The organism is Sediminibacillus dalangtanensis, assembly GCF_017792025.1.
In the GTDB taxonomy this organism is placed as follows: Bacteria; Bacillota; Bacilli; order Bacillales; family Amphibacillaceae; genus Sediminibacillus; species Sediminibacillus dalangtanensis.
In genome coordinates this window covers 400056-418519 of record NZ_CP046956.1, presented here as the reverse complement: position 1 = coordinate 418519, position 18464 = coordinate 400056, and the positions used below count along the sequence as shown (strand labels likewise).

Below are 18464 nucleotides of genomic sequence, written 5' to 3'. Positions count from 1 at the left end.
TAAGCCCCCTTATTTATTGAGACGTATGTTTTCTCTGGCACCTCATCACCCAATCTATCAAAAAGTCTCGATCTTCCGGAAAGCATAGCTCTAAATCCTTTAACTCATCGATACTTTTCCAAGCAATATCATAAATCAAATGGTCAGGATCTTGAATATTTCGCTCACCGCCGACAATATCAGCTAAAAAGTAATGCACTTCAACAACTATATCGAGTGTTTTATCCCTATAGCTTTTCAGCTTTATTTCCTCCCCTATCCCCACCCGATTACCAGTCTCTTCCTCCATCTCCCTCATGCAGCATGTTTCGAAGGTTTCGTTTTGTTCTACTCCTCCAGACGGGACTGTCCATTTTTTAACCTCTTCCGGTTTTCCTTGTAAAACCATAAGCAATTCGCCAAGGTGATTCACACAAATGCCTGCAGAACCAATCCATTTTTTCATTAAATTTCTGTGCTCCTTTCATAAAAGGTACTAAACATCATAAAATTGTTCATGAAACCGACGTGAAGATTATGGAATTGAATTTTCAACGTTTTTCTGGAGCTGAAGCTGCTATTTTGGAAATCTACAATCGATTCCTCTAATGAAAGCAAGCTTTCTATGCTGAGAACTAAATATCCCCTTTGTTCTTTTGAATAATCGCCTTGCTCAACCAGGCTAAGCAAAGTCTCCCTCGTGTTTCTCACTTCAAACAGCATCGTTTCTAAATCTTCTTCCTTCATCTTGTGCGTGTTCTTGCTAACCAGCCATTCTTGTTCGAATAAAGGAAGTATATACTGCGCTCTCTCCACCGTCATGTCGAGCGGTGTTTCTGACTCCAGTTTTTCCAAGTCTTTTTCAAAAATATCGTTGAACTCTTCTACATCTTCGAGATATCCATCCACCATAACCGGGTCTGGTGTGTACGCATACGATTTATGGAGACTGAAAATGGAATAAGGATACAACCAGGTCATTGTCAGGATAAAAAGTATAATGAAACCAACCGCACCGGCGATGATTCTTTTTGTTATATTTGTCACATAAATTCCCCCATAAAAAAACGCGATATGGCTGCCCGTATAACCTATAAGTCCATTCAAACTATGGTGTACAACTGCTGAAAATCTTTAATAATGTACTCAGCATGAGGGTTTGTATCTTCCAGCTCTGTATAGTAACAAGCACTTATGCCAGCGTTTTTTGCCGCTATTAAATCCAAATCCCTATCGCCTATCATGATTGCCTCAGTGGGTACGATGCCATGTTTCTTTATTAGATGCCGAATGGCAGCGGGACTCGGTTTTCGTTCAAATCCATTTTGCGAGGTGATGAAATCTGAAAAATAACCATCCAACCCGAACTTCTCTAGTAATCTGATGGAAGACTCTCCTCTATGGGTGTACAAATAATTTTTCCGGTCGGTTGAATGGATGTATTTACAAACCTCTGTAATTCCTGCAAATGGTTTGGAGGAATCAGCTTCCACTTCTCTTCGGCGTGCTTGATAGCTTGCCTTGAATTCCTCGTCTATTTGGTATTTCTTTTCATAATAATTCAGAGCAGCTGACATCGAGACTTTCAATTGTTTCACTATATTTTCTACTGGCTCTTCCCTTCCTCTCTCTTGAAGCAATTCTTGAAAAATTTTTGCCATCACCGGGTAAGTATCAAACAGTGTCCCATCGAAATCCCATATGATATGTTTGTACATGTTCTGTCTCCTCCTGTTGAAAAATATAGCCAATCACGGTTAATCGCCCTGCCTTTGCGGTCTCAAGAATCGGATTCTTTCCATAACACTCGTCAAGTCGATTTCCGGATGTGTCCTCTGAATCAATCCGTAAATTTCTTGCAGAACTCCTTCAAGCTCCCGAATGCTTTCCTCAGGAGGGGCAATGAAGACAGACGGAAGGATTCTCGATATATTTTTTGGTGCTATTTTCATCCTTTCCAGTGTACGCTTTTGCCATTTAAAAGCAGGATGATGAACATATAACCGATTTAAGCCAAAAAGCATTCCCATGATGTTAGACTGGACAGAAGTGATCACCTTATAAAGCATCAACCAATCTTCTCTGGCTAGCAATGCTTCTCGATTACTCCATCTGCTTCCTAAATCAAGATTCTCTCTAATCATGGCCTCACCCAGTTCTTCAGGATATACTTCCGCTTTTTTCTTTAGTTGATCAATGATGTCCTCACCGGCAAGTGAAACCCCGTCATAAACAGTAGCTGCCAAGCATTGTTTATCTAAGTCTGTATCATAATATAAGATTACCTCATCGAGAATCCTGTGGATGGTATTAGTCAAAAAGTTACTTATCTCTAACTTGATTCCTTGCGTTATGTAGGTTTCCGACCACTCTTCTTCTTCATAAGGGTAATAAACAATAATCCTTCCATTAACATCTTTAATAGGACTTTTTCTATCCTCATCATTTGGACTTTCTTTCCAAAACACAAATAATTCGATGTCTGAGTAATCATCCTGCCAATTACGCGCTACCGAACCCCCCAGCAAGACCCCTTCAACCTTATCGTTTTGCATGTATATTTCAGAAAGGTCCGTTGCCAACCGCAATAAATCCATCTAACTCCCCCTCCGCCTTTCGAACGTGTTTAGTTGCTGTATAAAGGCCACCATTTCGTTTCTTCCGATCAATCGGCATGATTGAGGACGAATTGAAAGCTATCATGATCTTCATCTGTTAGTGGCAACTCAATAACTTTTGTATAAAAATCTTTCATCTTCTCTACCTCGCTGGTTTTGCTTTATTTGCATCGTTTTCTGCTTTAAATACCGTCCGTGTTCATTAGGACGACTCTCCAACCGTCGGGATCCTCGATTGTTTTTCCTTTTTCTTTCCAATAATGATTTTCCGGTTCCACTTCTCCATATCCCATATCGCTCAACCTCTCTGCTACCTTCTCCTGATCATCCTTATCAGGAATATAAAAAACCAACAGGTTGTCTTTTGTGGGAGCAGGACAAGGACTTCCGTCTGCATGACGGGTGAATTCTAAATGGTAAGGAAGATCAGGCAGTCCAAAAATAACACCTTCATACCCGCGGTGACCGGAGAAGGTTGTAAGTATCTTAAGCCCCAGCCCCTTTTCATAAAAACGAATTATCTCCTCAAACTTATCAGTAGGTCTCGCGATTCTAATTTGGGATGCGGAAAAATCAGTAAACTCCATCGTCTTTCCCCTTTCCTTAACAACAGATTTACGAATCTTGCTTTGTAAACAGACGTATTTAGCCTCTTACTTACCTTCATTTTAACATTCATTTCCATTGTTTATTAGAAAAATCTGAAAAAACAAGGAGTAGGATAACTACCATCCCAGCGTCGCTCCATACAAAAAAGCCTAAATCCCCGTGTGATTTAGGCTTTTCCTTGTCTTTTGTTTTACCATTTGTATCTATCGCTCATCTGCCGGAAAATGGACACCCGACTGTTTTCGAATTTCTTCCAGCACCCTGGATGTTTCCAACGATCGCTCGAGCGTACAGATATCCGATTCGGTTTTCCCTTGCTTTATCAGCTCAACAAAAGCTTCTGCTTCATAAAACATTCCATTTTCCACTTGCGGTCTGCTGACGTCCTCGTTCGTGCCGTCTTTATACTTGATTTCCACACGCGTAGGTGTGTTGATATTATCCACCAGTATACTACCTTTCTCTCCCTGGATTTCAGAAGGGAGATAGGAATCAGCTATTTTGGAGTACATCACCGCTCCATTGAATTCCGGGTAGTCAAAAATGGCGCTGCCTTGCCCATCAACGCCGGACTCCAACATCAGACTGCTAGCCGTTACACGTTCCGGACCACCAAACAGCGTAACCATCGGATAGATGCAATACACGCCGATATCCATTAACGAGCCGTTGGAAAAAGCCGGGTTGAATGCATTGAGCACGGTCCCTTCCTTATAGGCATCATAACGCGAAGAGTATTGGCAGTAGCTGGCAAAGTAACGGCGGACTGGTCCGATTTTCTCCAGATTATCCTGCACTGTTTGAAAATTAGGGAGGAAAACAGTCTTCAACGCTTCCATCAATAAAACGCCGTTCCGTTTTGCCGTTTCGATCATCCGTTCTACCTCACGACTGTTAGAAGCAATCGACTTTTCCACCATCACGTGCTTCCCATGTTCCATACACGCTATCGCCTGTTCAGCGTGCAGCGAATTGGGACTGGCAATATAGACAGCATCGAAAGTATCGCTGGACGCGAACGCTTGTAAATCTGTGTAGGTATGTTCGGCTTTGTGCTTTAGCGCGAATGTACGTGCTTTTTCCTCTGTCCTTGAATAAACTGCTGTCAATTGGAAATCTTCCACTTGTGCAGCGCCATCAAGGAATTTTTCCGTGATCCAATTAGTACCGATTATCCCGAATTTGACCATGTTATGACCCCCAAGACTTCTTATTCTTCAAAACAAACGCCGGTCCACGTTATCGCAGACCCGGCGCCTTATTACCTTTCCTCTTCATCCTTATCGTTTTGCTCCAGCCGATCGAGGACCATCGAATAAGCGTCGTTCCCGTAATTTAGGCAGCGCTTTACACGGGAAATGGTTGTCGTCGAAGCATTCGATTCTTCGACAATCACCCCGTACGTGTCCCCTTCACGGAGCATTTTTGCTACCAACAATCTTTGTGCCAGTGCCTGAATCTCACTGATTGTAGCGATATCGTCGAAAAAACGATAGCATTCTTCCCGATCCTCCAGGCTGAGAATGGCATCGAACAATCGATCGAGCTGCTCGCCCCGTAGTTTATCTATTTGCATTTTCCTACACTCCTTGTAAGAGGTTGTCCAATACGTTTCCTAGTTGATGGTGACAGTCTCTTCCAGGCTTTGTCTGTCCGGCACTACATTGACCCAGGTTATGCCCGGAACCAGTCTTACTGGTTCTCCGTCTTTCACCGGAAGGATTTCCCCATCGATGTTTGCCCATTGGACTTCCTGTACTATACCTTTTTGAAGCAAGTACGCCTTGCCTCCGGACTCCATGTCCACTTCACGCCTGCCGGCATCGTCGATGACTTCATGATGAGTCGCCATGATCAAGACGTTATCTAATTGTACCGCTTCATCGGAGTCCAGTTCAACTGTCTGGCTATCTCCATTATACCGCAAATATTTTTCCAGTTTCTCATCATAGACATAACGTACTGGGGTATCATTGTAAGAAAACGAAACTTCGGAGGCACTATCCCCGGAAATAGCGGCTGTTTCCTCCTCGTTCAAAAACGGTAACGGCTCATATTCTGCCTGCATCTCATAGCCTTTTTCCTCGGCGACCTCTTTCACGGCGTCAAACTGCAAATAGGAATTATGGGGTGCCACCCGGTCCTGTGACCGCTTGAACAAATGACCGTCATTATCATAGTACGCCCCGTTCAAGTGATCGGCGGCTCCGTTTTTCAGCATGTCTTCGATAAAGTTGGCAGCCCCGTGATACACATAAAGAGCGTCATAGTCATCCGCCAGATTGAAATAATACGGCCGGGCACTTCTCACCGGCCCGACTACTTCCGGCTGTTCACTGTGGAATAATGCCATGAATCTCGTAATTCTTCCTTCAGCCAAAATCTCAAAAACAATATCCGCTTTCGTCAAGCCGGACTGCGGCCTTGCCTTCTGGTGGTTGTTGACCATAACAGCAACAATCCGGTTATCGACTGGATCGTTTGTGCCAATTCCGGTTAACGGATAGACATTTTCATACGCTGGTTCTTCGGGTTCTTCCGGCTCGCCAACCGGTTCCTCCTGTTCCTGATCATCTGGTTCCGATTCAGGCTCCTGTGCCTGCTCGTCCTTCGAGCAGGCCGCTGCCAGCACGAAAATCAGCAGCAAACCGAGAGCCAGTTTCACCCATTTATTTCGCATTTCCCCACACACCTTTGTCTGTTTTCTCTCTCTATTTTGTTTTAACCTCTATTTTACCGCATGATTGCCGGAAAAAGAACCTCCTTCTTTTTCACATCGATGATTCCTTTCGGGGTTATCCGGATAAACGGCAAATGGGTCGATGATAAAAACAGCAGATTATATACCGGATCATTGTACCGATAGCCAAATGCTTTCAGGATTGATTTCAGCTCTCTTTCTTTCTCAATCAGTTCTTCCATTTTCCCGGAAAACATCATACCCGCCAAAGGCAGCGGCATCTCGTAAATGATTTCGCCTTGGTGAGCCATGACGATTCCGCCGCCGATTTCTTTCATATGCCGGAATGCCAGCATCAAATCCTGTTTGTTCTTTCCGATCAATACGATATCCCCTGTGTTGGAATAAGAGCTGACCATACCCCCAAGCTTGTTGGTAAACCCTTTGATCACCGTATTGACTCGCCATTTCCCTTCGCGGCTTGCCAGCATTAGAAATGCTTCATCATATTTTTCCTCGATTTCGTCCACGGTGACATCCAGTGTCAGGGCAACCGGTTTGATGATGACATCATTGACCATCTCCAAGCCGATAGGAATGGAAAATTGCAAATCGCCATCTTCCAAGTCCCAGTCCAGCTCCAGCGGTCCGATTCCATACTCCTTCCAATCAATGGAACGCTCAAGTGATACCTGACTGCCATTCCGTTTCATCCACTGGCCTTTTGCAATCACCGAGACAGGGTCTGGATTGTCCTTCGCTTCGAGCAGATTGATATGTGCTACCTGCCCCGGTGCGATGCTCCCCAGTCTGTCTCGCATATTGAAGTGCTTGGCGGCATTGTAACTGGCCATCATATAGGCATCTTCGACAGGGACCCCTTGTTCCAATGCTATGCGGATACACTGGTTCATCATGCCTTTTTCATAAAATGAAGGGGTTGATCCATCCGTGGTCATCGTAAGCTGGTCAAACTGATCCACGCCCAGCTGTTGGATTTCTTCCAGAATCTTCGGTAAATCCGGTCGAATCGAGGAATACCGCAACCCTGCCTGATAACCGGATTGCAGGCGTTCCACTACATCCTGGCCGGTCATGGCTTCATGATCGGCACTAGCGCCGAGCAGTTTCATTTTAATCAATGTGTGTTCCGAAGCGCCCGGGAAGTGGCCTTCGATTGGTTTTCCCAGTCGTTTCGATTCCTGCATCCAGTATAAAATCCGGTCATCGTCTTCCAGCACCTGCGGCCAGGAAGTCAGTTCCCCTCCCTGAACAACGGCTTCGTGCTCGAGCCAGGAAATGACTTGGGAATTACTGAACACACCCAGCTCATCCTGCAAAGAAGATTGGGGATCGAATCTTGCCCACCAGTACATCGACACGGGCAGATCCATAAAATGATCCAAAAGTGTAAACGCTTTCTTTATTTCTAATAAATATAGCCAAATCAGGTTGTCGTTCATCAATGTTGTCGTACCAGTTTGGGCAACATATTCACTCAGCTGATGCGGATTATATAATTGGAACGGGTGTGCATGCGGCTCTATGTACCCAGGTACAGCATACTTTCCTTCGCAGTCGGTTACTTCTGTGCCATTTGTGTTTTTTGGCAGGCGGTCTCCGACATAAACGATACGGTCTTGATATACCCAAATATTTGCTTTGATCCATTTTTTTAAGAATACATTTAAGTAAACGACATTTTTCAAAAGCAATGTCGGTGCAAGCAGACCGTCGATTACGGAAACATGTTCGCGCAGTTGTTTGTTTCTCCAGCGATAGCGGTGCTCATTCATGGCAAATTCTCCTATTCTCTGATTGTTTTTTCTATCGTAACACAAGGTAGAAATCAAAGATAAGCATTTGGAAGATAATATAACAAAATCTTCATATTTTTACTATTATTCTATTCACGAAAACGTCGATTAATTATGATGATAACTGGTCCTTTACGAAACCGGGCTTTATTCCTATAAGAGGGGGAGCCTTTTAATCCTTAGTCGAAGCCTGAAGCCTAGCTATTCACAGTTGATAGAAACTGCGCATTAACTGTAATGGGAAGTGTCATTGCCTATTCAAAAAGCGTGCTAACCACCGCTTCGGTAGCATACTTCGCTTTCCGCGGGCACGGCTTCAGCTAACTTGGTAAAGAAAACCGCTTTACCAAGTGGATCTTCAGCTCGTGCTGTTCCCGCAGGAGTCTGCGTATGCTACCTGCGCTAAAAAGCATGCTGATTATCGCAAGCGTAGAGAACTTTTCTTTGAGACCCAACAAGCCATCTTAAAAACGGTTGTCAGGAAATATGTACGTCTTTTAATAAAAAACAGTTGGAGTTCCGTCTTTTCTCCTGTACTTGGACTTTCTACTTGTTTTCCTAGCTATGTCTTTTGATAAAACGGTACATGGAGTACCATGAATAAAAAATATCTAGTACACGGGGTTATAAACAGGAAGCTGTTCCTAGCGAAGAAAATACCCGGAGACTCCCGCGGGAGGAAAGGCCTCGGTGAGATCCCGCAGAGCGTCAGCTCGAGGAAGCTCACCAGCCGCCCGCGGAAAGCGCAGGGTATTTTCACAGCGTCGAATTCCAAGTCAACAAAAGTAAGAAGTCAGGAAGACGCATCCAAACCATGTCGTAGTTTATAGGTTTTCCGCAAAGGTAACACATAGAAACATCTTATCTTATTATCGGAAAAATCATCAAGCTTGTTTAGGCATGGAAAAAGGGCAGCTGGTGGCTGCCCTTTTATGCTTTTTCTGTTTTGTCGGCAAAACCGATGTCACGACGATAAAAAAAGTCCTCATTGCCATCAAACCTTTTCAGGAAGGAATAAACTGCCTCCTGTGCAGCCTGCTGATCTTTTTGTAACGAGCCAGCCAGCAGGACGCGGCCGCCTGCAGATACAAATTGATCGCCCTCCTGCTTTGTGCCGGCATGAATCACAAAACAGCCTTCTTCTTCCGCACCATTCAGAGCAGGCAGCGGTTTGGATTTTTCGTATGCGCCAGGATAGCCGGCAGAAGCAACGACTGTTCCGATACATGCTGCTTCCTTCCATGTCAAATGAGGATCTTTTCCTGCCTTCACATCGATGATGACTTGCAGCAAGTCATTTTCCAGCAACGGGAGCACGACCTGGGTTTCCGGATCGCCCATCCGGGCATTGAATTCGATTACTTTGGGACCTTCGGGGGTTTCAATCAAGCCAGCATAAAGCACACCGGAAAACGACCGGTTTTCTGCGGCCATTCCGGCAGCAGCAGGCTTTAAAATATCAGAGATGGCTGATTCGACAACCGCAGCGTCCAATTCCGGGATTGGAGCATAGGCGCCCATCCCGCCGGTATTCGGTCCTCTATCCCCTTCATGGGCCCGTTTATGGTCACGGGCAGGTATCATCGGATAGACCTGGCTGCCGTTTACAAATGCCATCAGGGAAAATTCTTTTCCTTCTAAAAATTCTTCAACGACAATTCTGCTTCCCGCATTTCCAAATTCGTTTTCCATCAGCATATCGTCAACAGCAACCAGAGCCTGTTCCAGCGTCTCGGCCACTACTACTCCTTTGCCGGCTGCAAGTCCGTCTGCTTTGATAACAATCGGGGCTCCTTGATCACGAATATAAGACTTGGCTTGGTCAGCGTCGGTAAAGGTTTGATAAGCAGCAGTCGGAATACCATACTTATCCATGAATCCTTTGGCAAAATCCTTGCTGCCTTCAATGATGGCCGCTTCCTGCGCAGGTCCGAAAATTTGCAGCTGTTCTTTTTCAAACGCGTTGACAATGCCTGCGGCCAGCGGGTTTTCCGGACCGACGATGGTCCAGTCGATGTCCGTCTCTTTCGCAAACGCAGCAAGTTCTTCGATTTGGTCATCCTTTATCGGTACACACTGTGCATCCTGGCAGATCCCGCCGTTTCCCGGTGCGGCATACAACTTATCGACATGCTTGCTTTCCTTGAGCTTTTTTACCATGCTATGTTCCCGTCCGCCACTGCCGATTACTAATACGTTCATCAAATCCCTCCTCTGTACTGCTCTGAATCAAAAGCAGCGGAACCTCATTTTTCAGGTCCCGCTTTCTCCGTCCTGTTAATGCTTGAAATGCCTCATGCCAGTGAAGACCATGGCGATTCCATGTTCGTCGCAGGCTTTGATGGAATCTTCGTCCCGCTTTGAACCTCCTGGCTGGATAATCGCAGTAATTCCAGCCCTCGCAGCGATCTCTACCGTATCAGGCATCGGGAAAAAGGCATCCGAAGCCATGACAGCTCCTTTAGCCTGTTCCCCAGCTTGTTCAAGTGCGATTTTCGCCGCGCCTACGCGATTCATTTGCCCGGCGCCAACCCCCAATGTCTGGTCTTGATTGGCAACCACGATGGCATTGGACTTCACATGTTTGACTGCTTTCCAGGCAAACAGCAGGTCTTTCATTTCTTGCTCATTTGGCTTTCTGCTTGTCGCCACGGTCAAATCCTGTTCGGTCACTTGGCCGCTATCGACGTCCTGCACCAGCAGACCGCCGGTGACACTGACGACTTTTTGCCCGTTATTGCCGGCAGTCTCCATCGGTATTTTCAATAGACGGATATTTTTCTTCTCCGTCAACAATTCCATTGCCTCGTCTGAGAAGGAAGGGGCTATGACAATTTCCAAAAAAATCTCCTTCAATTGTTCTGCAGTCGCTCTATCCACTTCACGGTTTAAAGCGACAATACCGCCAAAAATCGAAACGGGATCTGCCTGGTAGGCCTTGTGGAAAGCTCCTCCAATTGTTTTTCCAACCCCGATCCCACACGGGTTCATATGCTTGACCGCGACTGCTGTCGGTCCTTCGTATTCCAGGACCATCTCCAATGCTGCATTGGCGTCCTGAATGTTATTGTAGGAAAGCTCCTTGCCATGCAGCTGTTCTGCGTTGGCAATCGAGGCGCTCTTTCCATTCGGCTGTTTATAAAAAGCTGCACTTTGGTGAGGGTTCTCCCCATAGCGCAACGATTGTACTTTTTCATATGTAACGGTGTAAGTTTCCGGAGCGGTCTCCTCTGTAATTTCGGAAAAATACCCGGCAATCATGGCATCATAATTGGCAGTATGACGGAAGACCTTGGCCGCTAACTGTTTACGGTCATCCACTTGCAGTCCGCCATGTTCCAGCTTTTCCAACACCTGCTGATAATCATCAGGGTCGACTACCACTGTGACATCCCGGAAATTTTTCGCCGCTGCCCGAAGCATGGTCGGACCGCCGATATCGATGTTTTCAATTGCAGTCGCTTCGGTGACCTCGGGTTGATCAATCGTTTGTTTAAATGGATAAAGATTGACCACTACGATATCGATTGGATCGATTCCCCGCTCCTCCAGCTGCTTCAGATGTCCGTCTTCATCGCGTTTTGCCAGCAACCCGCCGTGAATATTCGGGTGCAGCGTTTTGACCCGGCCGTCCAGAATTTCATCGAATTTGGTTACATCTGAAACCGGAACAGCCGAAAGTCCAGCTTCCTGCAGGGTCCTCAAGGTTCCTCCCGTAGATACCAGCTCATAGCCCAGCCGGTCCAGCCCTTTCGCAAAATCAACTACATTGCTTTTATCTGACACACTTAATAATGCGCGCTTCTTCATGATTTAATCTCCTCTCTCTTTTCCGTCTGAATGAGTGCTTGAATCGTCTTGGGAAAAAGCCGGTGTTCGATTTCCTGGATGTTTGCCTGCAAGGTGTCCTGATCATCCTCGGGCTGGATCCTGATAACTTCCTGATCGATGATTGTCCCTGTGTCCATCCCTTCGTCGACAAAATGGACCGTTACCCCGGTCACCTTGACCCCTGCGGAAAGCGCCTGTCCGATTGCATCCTTACCAGGAAAGGCAGGTAGCAAAGAGGGATGAATGTTGACGATACGCCCTTCGAAAGGGTCGAGCAGCGTATCGCCGACCAGCCGCATATAACCGGCCAAAATCAACCATTCCGCCTGGCAATGATTCAGTTCTTGCAATATATCCCGTTCATAATCCACTTTTGATGGATAGTTTTTAGCTTGAAAAACAAATACGGGAATTTGACGGTCCCTGGCTTTTCCGATAACCTTAGCCTCAGAATTATCACAAACCAACAAAACGATTTCCGCATCCAATCTCCCCTGGTCGATTGCATCTGCTATTGCCACAAAGTTGCTGCCGGTTCCGGAAGCAAATACAGCCAGCCGCTGTTTCTCATGCATGACGAAGGTTCACTCCCTGCTCAGTGGTCACTTTCCCGATATGAAAAGCCGTTTCTCCTTGTTGTTCCAGCAGGGAGATGGCAGCTGCAGCTTCTTTTTCCGGAACGATTACTGCCATTCCGATTCCCATGTTGAATACGCCGAGCATGTCTTGAAACGCAAGACCGCTATGTTTTTGCAGTACCTCATATACCGGCGGAACCTCCCACGATCCGGTATCAATGGTCACACCTAGATGTTCCGGGTACGCGCGCGGAAGATTTTCATAAAAACCGCCGCCGGTTATATGAGAAATCCCTTTTACCGTGAACTGACCGCGAAGGGACTGGACAGCCTTCGCATAAATCTTCGTCGGCGCCAGTAAAGTTTCACCCAAGGTTTGATGCAACGGTTCGTAGACTTTGTTCAAGTCGAGTTGATACTCCTCGATGATTTTTCGTACGAGAGAAAAGCCATTGGAATGGACGCCGCTCGATGCAATCCCGATAACCGCATCCCCTGGCTCGATTTCGCTGCCGGTGATGATTTTGCTTTTTTCAGCGATGCCCACGACAAATCCGCCTAAATCGTACTCACCGTGTTGATACATCCCCGGCATCTCCGCTGTTTCTCCGCCTATCAACGCACAGCCGCCTTCCACACAGCCTTCCGAGATCCCTTTTACAATTTGCTCGATTTTTTCCGGTTCATTTTTGCTGCATGCGATATAATCCAGGAAAAACAACGGATCTGCACCTTGCGCGACAATGTCGTTGACACACATGGCTACAAGATCGATCCCTACGCTGTCGTGCTTATTCATTTCAAAAGCCAGCTTCAGTTTGGTCCCGACTCCATCCGTCCCTGAAACAAGGACAGGCTCCTGGTAAGAAAATGAACCGAGTTCGAACAATCCGGCAAAGGCGCCGACACCGCCGATCACTTCTTTTCGGTCGGTTTTGGCAATATGTTTTTTCATTAACTCTACCGCGCGGTAACCAGCTTCTACATCCACGCCTGCTTGCTTATAAGCTTCACTCATATGAACGCTCCTTTTCTGTAACCAGGCCTGGCTGCTACGCCTTTGTGGCCGGAAGTGCTGTTTCAGGATATATTTCAGTAGGATAGTTCCCGGTGAAACAGGCGTTGCAGATACCGTGTTCTGCTGAATCATCACCAGCTACTATCGCATTTTCCAATCCTTCTGTCGTTAGATAGGAGAGACTGTCGGCACCGATCAGGTCTCTGATTTCTTCAACGCTATGGTTGGAGGCAATTAATTCGCCCTTTGTCGAGGTGTCAATGCCGTAGTAGCAAGGATTCTCGATCGGAGGGGAAGCAATCCGGACATGGACCTCTGTTGCGCCGGCTTCCTTCAGCATTCGGACAATCCGTTTGCTCGTCGTGCCGCGAACAATCGAGTCATCGACCATGACTACCCGTTTGCCGTCTACGATTCCCCTTACCGCGGAAAGTTTCATTTTGACACCCTGCTCCCGCAGCTCTTGTGAGGGCTGGATGAACGTCCTGCCGACATAGCGGTTTTTGATCAGTCCGAGTTCATACGGAATGCCGGATGCTTCCGAATAACCGATTGCGGCTGAAATGCTGGAATCAGGAACACCGGTCACAACGTCAGCCTCGACCGGCGCTTCCTTGGCCAGCTCTTTGCCCATCGTTTTCCGTGAAGCATGGACGTTTTTTCCGTTCAAATCACTGTCCGGACGGGAAAAGTAAACATATTCCATCGAACAAAGCGTCCGGTTTAGCGGGGAAGCGAATGTGCGGGAGCTCACTCCATGTTCGTCAATAATCAACAATTCTCCCGGCTTTACCTCCCGTAAGTAAGAAGCACCGATCACATCAAAGGCGCAGGTTTCGGATGAAACGACATAAGCACCTCCAAGCATGCCTAATGACAACGGGCGTAAGCCGCGCGGATCCAAAGCTACGTACAGCTTGTTCTCGGTCAGGATGGAAAAGGCATAGGCTCCCTTGATCATACTGAGCGCCTGAATAATCGCTTCCTCCATCTGCAGATGCCCGCTCCGCTTGATTAAATGAGCCAGCACTTCGGTATCAGAAGTCGTTTGCAGAATGCTTCCTTGTGCTTCGAGCTGATGCTTCAAGGCATACGCGTTGACCAGATTGCCATTGTGGGCAAGTGCCATGCTTTCCTTTTGCGACCGGAAAACGAGCGGCTGAACGTTTTCGTAACCGCCACCCCCCTGCGTCGCATAGCGGACATGGCCCAGAGCCGCGTTCCCTCTCAGCCGGGAAAACTCGTCTTGTTGGAACACGTCATTGATCAAACCGTTTCCTTTATGAAGATGCAGGGATTCCCCATCACTGGTTACAATCCCCGCTCCTTCCTGGCCTCTGTGCTGCAATGCGTGCAGTCCGTAGTAGGCAACCTCTGCCGCCTTTTCGTGCCCCCAAATGCCAAATACGCCGCACTCTTCATTTAAGCCTTTGATTTCAGCAAGCATGGTATGGCCCCTTTCCAAAGTGCTTTCAGGTCTTCTGCCGCCTGATCGATTCTTGTTTCGCCATTAATCCGGATACGAAACTGCCCATCGTCTGTGACAGCACCGATTTGAATGGCATCTTCCACCGTCTGTTCAAACACCTGTTGATTGTTCGGACTAACAGATACGAGGAAACGGGACTGGGTTTCGCTGAACAATTCGGTTACAGCGTCTCCTTCCAACTGTACATCCAGACCGATCCGACCGGCGAAACAACTCTCCGCCAACGCCACTGCAAGACCTCCTTCCGCCAGGTCATGGGCAGAAACGACGGTGCCAGCCTGAATCGCCTCCAATAATTGATTTTGCCGTTTCGTTTCCAACTCCAAATCAATTGCAGGGGCTTTGCCGAAGTAAGTATTTTCCAGGACATTTTGCAGTTCGCTTCCGCCAAACTCCGCTTTCGCTTCACCGATTACGTAAATCGCGTCTCCCGCTTTCTGGAAGAAAGATGGCGTCACATGATTCAGTGAGTCCAATAAGCCGACCATTCCGACAACAGGGGTCGGAAAAATTGCCTGGCCATTCGTCTCATTATACAGGGATACATTGCCGCTAATAACCGGAGTGTTCAAAACAAGACTGGCTGCACTCATGCCATCGACACTCTTTTCCATCTGCCAGAAGTTCTCCGGTTTGTCCGGATTTCCGAAGTTGAGCCCGTCGGTCAAGGCGAGCGGTTTTCCACCTGAGCAGACGATATTTCGCGCTGCTTCTGCCACTGCGATTTTCCCGCCGGTTTCCGGATCCAAATAGATGTAGCGGGAATTGCAATCTGTGGTAATGGCGAGCGCCTTGTCCGTCCCTTTCACTCTGATCACCGCTGCATCGGAGCCTGGTGTCACGACGGTATTTGTCTGCACCATTGAATCGTACTGATCATACACCCATTCCTTACTAGCGATGGTCGGCTGCTGCAACAGCGCCTTGAGCGTTTCGGTATAGTTCTGGATACCTTCAGGGTAATAATCGACTTGTTGATACGCTTTAAAGTAAGCAGGTACTCTGGAAGGTTTATGATAAACTGGCGCATCCTCCGCAAGGGAGTCGACCGGGATATCGGTAACCACCTCGCCTTTGTGCAGCAAGCGGAATTGTTTATCGTCCGTCACCTGTCCGACTGCAACGGCTTCAAGCCCATACTTTTGAAAAATATCGATGATTTCCTGTTCTTCGCCTTTCTTTACTACCATCAGCATCCGTTCCTGCGATTCAGACAGCATCAGTTCATATGGGGTCATCTCCAATTCCCGCTGGGGTACCAAATCAAGGTTCATTTCCATCCCCATCCCTGCTTTGCTGGCCATTTCACTGGCGGATGAAGTCAATCCGGCTGCTCCCATATCCTGCATGCCGACCAATGATTCACAATGGATCGCTTCCAGACAGGCTTCGATCAGCAGTTTTTCCATGAATGGATCACCGACCTGAACTGAAGGACGCTTACTTTCGGATTCTTCCGACAAATCTTCCGATGCAAAAGTGGCGCCATGTATGCCGTCCCGTCCTGTTGGCGCACCTGCATACAGGACGGTATTGCCGCTTCCGGCCGCAATTCCTTTTTGAATATCCTTCTGGTCGATTAATCCGACACACATCGCATTGACGAGCGGATTTCCTTCATAACAATTGTCAAACTGTACTTCTCCACCAACTGTCGGCACGCCGACACAGTTGCCATATCCAGCTATTCCGTTGACAACCTCTTCAAACAAATACTTGACACGTTCAGAAGCAAGGCTGCCGAAACGGAGCGAGTTGAGCAAGGCGACTGGCCGTGCTCCCATGGAAAAAACATCGCGGATGATGCCGCCGACACCGGTGGCTGCTCCCTGGTAAGGCTCGACAGCTGATGGGTGATTGTGACTCTCGATTTTGAACACAGCCGCCTGACCATCGCCGATATCGACGATTCCTGCTCCTTCCCCTGGTCCCTGCAATACATGAGGAGCCTTCGTCGGGAATTTTTTCAGCAGCGGCTTCGAGGTTTTGTAGCTGCAGTGTTCCGACCACATGACCGAAAATATGCCTGTCTCGGTGAAATTAGGCCGTCGTTTCAACACCTTTTTGATGTGCTGGTATTCCGCATCGGTGAGTCCCATCTCTCTATAGAGCAAATCCTTTTCAACCACTTCCGGGCTTATCTCAGACGCCTGCAACATATGCTTCCCTCCAATGGTTTACGACCGATTTAAATAGCTTCAGGCCATCAGCACTTCCCAGCACCGCTTCTGTTGCACGTTCGGGGTGGGGCATCATACCGAGCACATTTCCTTGTTTGTTGATGATTCCGGCTATGTCCCCGACAGAACCATTCGGATTGTCACCATAGCGGAAAACGATTTGCCGGTTCGCCTCCAAGTCGGCGAGTACTTCCTTGTCACAGAAATAATTGCCTTCCCCGTGGGCAATCGGAAGGGATATCGTCTCCTTTTCCTCATAGGAAGATGTGAACTGGGTTTGATTGTTTTCCACCACCAACTCTTCCTGGTGGCACATGAATTTCAGCTTTTTGTTCCGCAGCATGGCACCGGGTAAAAGCCCGGATTCCAGCAGCACTTGAAATCCGTTGCAAACCCCTAAAATCGGCATCCCCTCGGAAGCCTTTTGTTTGATTTGACTGACGATATTGGACATCGCCGCAATCGCACCGGACCGTAAGTAATCTCCATAAGAGAATCCCCCGGGCAGTAAGATGGCATCAAATCCGGACAAATCGGCATCCTCGTACCAAACGAGTTCCGCTTCTTCGCCGAGTGAGTCCTGCACCGCATGATACATGTCTCTGTCACAGTTCGAGCCTGGGAAAACAATCACCGCAAATTTCACTGGACAGTTCCCTCCTCGATCGTGTACTGATAATCTTCAATAACTGGATTGGCAAGCAATTTGGCACACATTTCCTCGATTTGCCGATCGATATCCTCCTGGGAATCGAGTTGCAGTTCCATGTATTTTCCAACCCTTGCACCCTTTACCTCCGGGAAACCCAACTTGTTCAACGATTCCTGAACTGCTTTTCCTTGTGGATCCAAAACACCATGCTTCAAAGTAATAAAGATTTTCACTGTATTCATACTACCGCCTCCAGTCGTTGAAGAATCGCATCATATACTTGCAAAAGGTCGCCCAAATCTTCCCGGAATACATCCTTATCCATCTTAGCGCCGCTGTCTTTATCCCAAAGCCGGCATGTATCCGGTGAGACCTCGTCAGATAAAATGATGTCGCCGTCGGTATTTCTGCCAAACTCCAGCTTGAAATCCGCCAGTGTCAGATTAATAGATTCAAAGAATGTCTGCAGATGCTGATTCACTTCCAATGCCATTACTTTGATCGATTCCAGTTCTTCTGGTTGTACATCCGCAAGAAGCAAAGCGTGCTCGTCATTGATCAGCGGATCCCCTAGTTCATCCTTTTTATAAAACAACTCTACCAACGGAGGTGTAAACACCGTCTTTTCTTCAATGCCGAGCCGGCGGGTGATGCTGCCGGCTGCAAGGTTCCGTACGACAACTTCGACCGGAATGATGTCTGTCTTTACCACGAGCTGTTCTGTATCGTTCAGGCTCCGTACAAAATGGCTTGCCACACCTTTGTCACGCAAATATGCAAAAACCTTTGCCGATATCAAATTGTTGTACTTGCCTTTTCCTGAAAAAACCGCCTTTTTCTCGCCGTTAAAGGCGGTCGCATCATTTTTATACGATAGTACCAATTGATCGAGTTTGTCCTCTGCTTGAAATACTTGCTTTGCTTTGCCTTCATACAATAGCTCGCCCTTCAATTGCTTCACCCCATCCATTCCTTTTTGGTTGTCTGGATTACAGCTTTCAGCGCCTGCACAG

Annotated in this window: 18 protein-coding genes; all 18 read right to left on the bottom strand. The window is 47.3% G+C overall.

Features of this window, described 5'->3' with window-relative positions; translation table 11 throughout:
• Window positions 1–13: 13 nt before the first annotated feature.
• The gene (locus ERJ70_RS02175; protein WP_209366838.1) at window positions 14–445 is read right to left on the bottom strand and encodes an NUDIX hydrolase; all 432 of its coding nucleotides are present in this window, start codon (window positions 443–445) and stop codon (window positions 14–16) included.
• The gene (locus ERJ70_RS02170) at window positions 445–1026 is read right to left on the bottom strand and encodes a hypothetical protein (RefSeq protein ID WP_209366836.1); all 582 of its coding nucleotides are present in this window, start codon (window positions 1024–1026) and stop codon (window positions 445–447) included. Before ERJ70_RS02170 ends, ERJ70_RS02175 begins: the two co-directional genes overlap by 1 nt.
• Before the next feature lie 56 nt (window positions 1027–1082).
• Entirely contained in the window at window positions 1083–1697 is a 615-nt protein-coding gene (locus ERJ70_RS02165; protein WP_209366834.1) for an HAD-IA family hydrolase, read from the bottom strand.
• Window positions 1698–1736: 39 nt separating this feature from the next.
• On the bottom strand, window positions 1737–2576 hold the full coding sequence (locus ERJ70_RS02160) for a DUF4037 domain-containing protein (protein WP_209366833.1): 840 nt from the start codon (window positions 2574–2576) through the stop codon (window positions 1737–1739).
• A gap of 203 nt (window positions 2577–2779) precedes the next feature.
• Window positions 2780–3184, bottom strand: coding sequence for a VOC family protein (locus ERJ70_RS02155; protein WP_209366832.1), 405 nt, complete (start codon window positions 3182–3184; stop codon window positions 2780–2782).
• A 225-nt stretch (window positions 3185–3409) separates the two neighbouring features.
• Window positions 3410–4396, bottom strand: a complete 987-nt coding sequence (locus tag ERJ70_RS02150; protein ID WP_209366831.1) for a Gfo/Idh/MocA family protein — start codon at window positions 4394–4396, stop codon at window positions 3410–3412.
• A 71-nt stretch (window positions 4397–4467) separates the two neighbouring features.
• Window positions 4468–4782, bottom strand: a complete 315-nt coding sequence (locus tag ERJ70_RS02145) for a YerC/YecD family TrpR-related protein (RefSeq protein WP_074600195.1) — start codon at window positions 4780–4782, stop codon at window positions 4468–4470.
• Window positions 4783–4821: 39 nt separating this feature from the next.
• The gene (locus ERJ70_RS02140; protein WP_209366830.1) at window positions 4822–5886 is read right to left on the bottom strand and encodes a DUF3048 domain-containing protein; all 1065 of its coding nucleotides are present in this window, start codon (window positions 5884–5886) and stop codon (window positions 4822–4824) included.
• 53 nt (window positions 5887–5939) lie between these two features.
• Window positions 5940–7682 (bottom strand): adenine deaminase C-terminal domain-containing protein, encoded by a 1743-nt coding sequence (locus ERJ70_RS02135; protein ID WP_209366829.1) that lies wholly within the window; start codon window positions 7680–7682, stop codon window positions 5940–5942.
• A 951-nt stretch (window positions 7683–8633) separates the two neighbouring features.
• Window positions 8634–9905 (bottom strand): phosphoribosylamine--glycine ligase, encoded by a 1272-nt coding sequence (gene purD / locus ERJ70_RS02130; protein WP_209366828.1) that lies wholly within the window; start codon window positions 9903–9905, stop codon window positions 8634–8636.
• A gap of 75 nt (window positions 9906–9980) precedes the next feature.
• On the bottom strand, window positions 9981–11513 hold the full coding sequence (gene purH, locus ERJ70_RS02125) for a bifunctional phosphoribosylaminoimidazolecarboxamide formyltransferase/IMP cyclohydrolase (RefSeq protein ID WP_209366827.1): 1533 nt from the start codon (window positions 11511–11513) through the stop codon (window positions 9981–9983).
• Window positions 11510–12109, bottom strand: a complete 600-nt coding sequence (gene purN / locus ERJ70_RS02120) for a phosphoribosylglycinamide formyltransferase (protein WP_209366826.1) — start codon at window positions 12107–12109, stop codon at window positions 11510–11512. Before purN ends, purH begins: the two co-directional genes overlap by 4 nt.
• Entirely contained in the window at window positions 12102–13130 is a 1029-nt protein-coding gene (purM, locus tag ERJ70_RS02115; RefSeq protein ID WP_209366825.1) for a phosphoribosylformylglycinamidine cyclo-ligase, read from the bottom strand. The genes purN and purM overlap by 8 nt, the downstream gene beginning before the upstream one ends.
• A 34-nt stretch (window positions 13131–13164) precedes the next feature.
• Window positions 13165–14577, bottom strand: a complete 1413-nt coding sequence (purF, locus tag ERJ70_RS02110) for an amidophosphoribosyltransferase (protein ID WP_209366823.1) — start codon at window positions 14575–14577, stop codon at window positions 13165–13167.
• Window positions 14553–16778, bottom strand: a complete 2226-nt coding sequence (gene purL, locus ERJ70_RS02105; RefSeq protein ID WP_209366821.1) for a phosphoribosylformylglycinamidine synthase subunit PurL — start codon at window positions 16776–16778, stop codon at window positions 14553–14555. The genes purF and purL overlap by 25 nt, the downstream gene beginning before the upstream one ends.
• Window positions 16762–17445, bottom strand: coding sequence for a phosphoribosylformylglycinamidine synthase subunit PurQ (purQ, locus tag ERJ70_RS02100; RefSeq protein WP_209366820.1), 684 nt, complete (start codon window positions 17443–17445; stop codon window positions 16762–16764). Before purQ ends, purL begins: the two co-directional genes overlap by 17 nt.
• Window positions 17442–17693, bottom strand: a complete 252-nt coding sequence (gene purS / locus ERJ70_RS02095; protein WP_209366818.1) for a phosphoribosylformylglycinamidine synthase subunit PurS — start codon at window positions 17691–17693, stop codon at window positions 17442–17444. Before purS ends, purQ begins: the two co-directional genes overlap by 4 nt.
• A complete protein-coding gene (gene purC, locus ERJ70_RS02090) occupies window positions 17690–18403 on the bottom strand; it encodes a phosphoribosylaminoimidazolesuccinocarboxamide synthase (protein WP_245208175.1) in 714 nt (237 codons plus the stop codon). Before purC ends, purS begins: the two co-directional genes overlap by 4 nt.
• Window positions 18404–18464: the final 61 nt, after the last annotated feature.

Excerpts from the sequence above, each read along its gene's own strand:
- ERJ70_RS02165 (WP_209366834.1), bottom strand. The coding sequence starts at position 1,697 with ATGTACAAACATATCATATGGGATTTCGATGGGACACTGTTTGATACT.
- ERJ70_RS02175 (WP_209366838.1), bottom strand. The coding sequence starts at position 445 with ATGAAAAAATGGATTGGTTCTGCAGGCATTTGTGTGAATCACCTTGGC.
- purD (WP_209366828.1), bottom strand. The coding sequence starts at position 9,905 with ATGAACGTATTAGTAATCGGCAGTGGCGGACGGGAACATAGCATGGTA.
- purH (WP_209366827.1), bottom strand. The coding sequence starts at position 11,513 with ATGAAGAAGCGCGCATTATTAAGTGTGTCAGATAAAAGCAATGTAGTT.
- ERJ70_RS02150 (WP_209366831.1), bottom strand. The coding sequence starts at position 4,396 with ATGGTCAAATTCGGGATAATCGGTACTAATTGGATCACGGAAAAATTC.
- ERJ70_RS02145 (WP_074600195.1), bottom strand. The coding sequence starts at position 4,782 with ATGCAAATAGATAAACTACGGGGCGAGCAGCTCGATCGATTGTTCGAT.
- ERJ70_RS02140 (WP_209366830.1), bottom strand. The coding sequence starts at position 5,886 with ATGCGAAATAAATGGGTGAAACTGGCTCTCGGTTTGCTGCTGATTTTC.
- purL (WP_209366821.1), bottom strand. The coding sequence starts at position 16,778 with ATGTTGCAGGCGTCTGAGATAAGCCCGGAAGTGGTTGAAAAGGATTTG.
- purN (WP_209366826.1), bottom strand. The coding sequence starts at position 12,109 with ATGCATGAGAAACAGCGGCTGGCTGTATTTGCTTCCGGAACCGGCAGC.
- purF (WP_209366823.1), bottom strand. The coding sequence starts at position 14,577 with ATGCTTGCTGAAATCAAAGGCTTAAATGAAGAGTGCGGCGTATTTGGC.
- purS (WP_209366818.1), bottom strand. The coding sequence starts at position 17,693 with ATGAATACAGTGAAAATCTTTATTACTTTGAAGCATGGTGTTTTGGAT.
- purM (WP_209366825.1), bottom strand. The coding sequence starts at position 13,130 with ATGAGTGAAGCTTATAAGCAAGCAGGCGTGGATGTAGAAGCTGGTTAC.
- ERJ70_RS02135 (WP_209366829.1), bottom strand. The coding sequence starts at position 7,682 with ATGAATGAGCACCGCTATCGCTGGAGAAACAAACAACTGCGCGAACAT.
- ERJ70_RS02160 (WP_209366833.1), bottom strand. The coding sequence starts at position 2,576 with ATGGATTTATTGCGGTTGGCAACGGACCTTTCTGAAATATACATGCAA.
- ERJ70_RS02155 (WP_209366832.1), bottom strand. The coding sequence starts at position 3,184 with ATGGAGTTTACTGATTTTTCCGCATCCCAAATTAGAATCGCGAGACCT.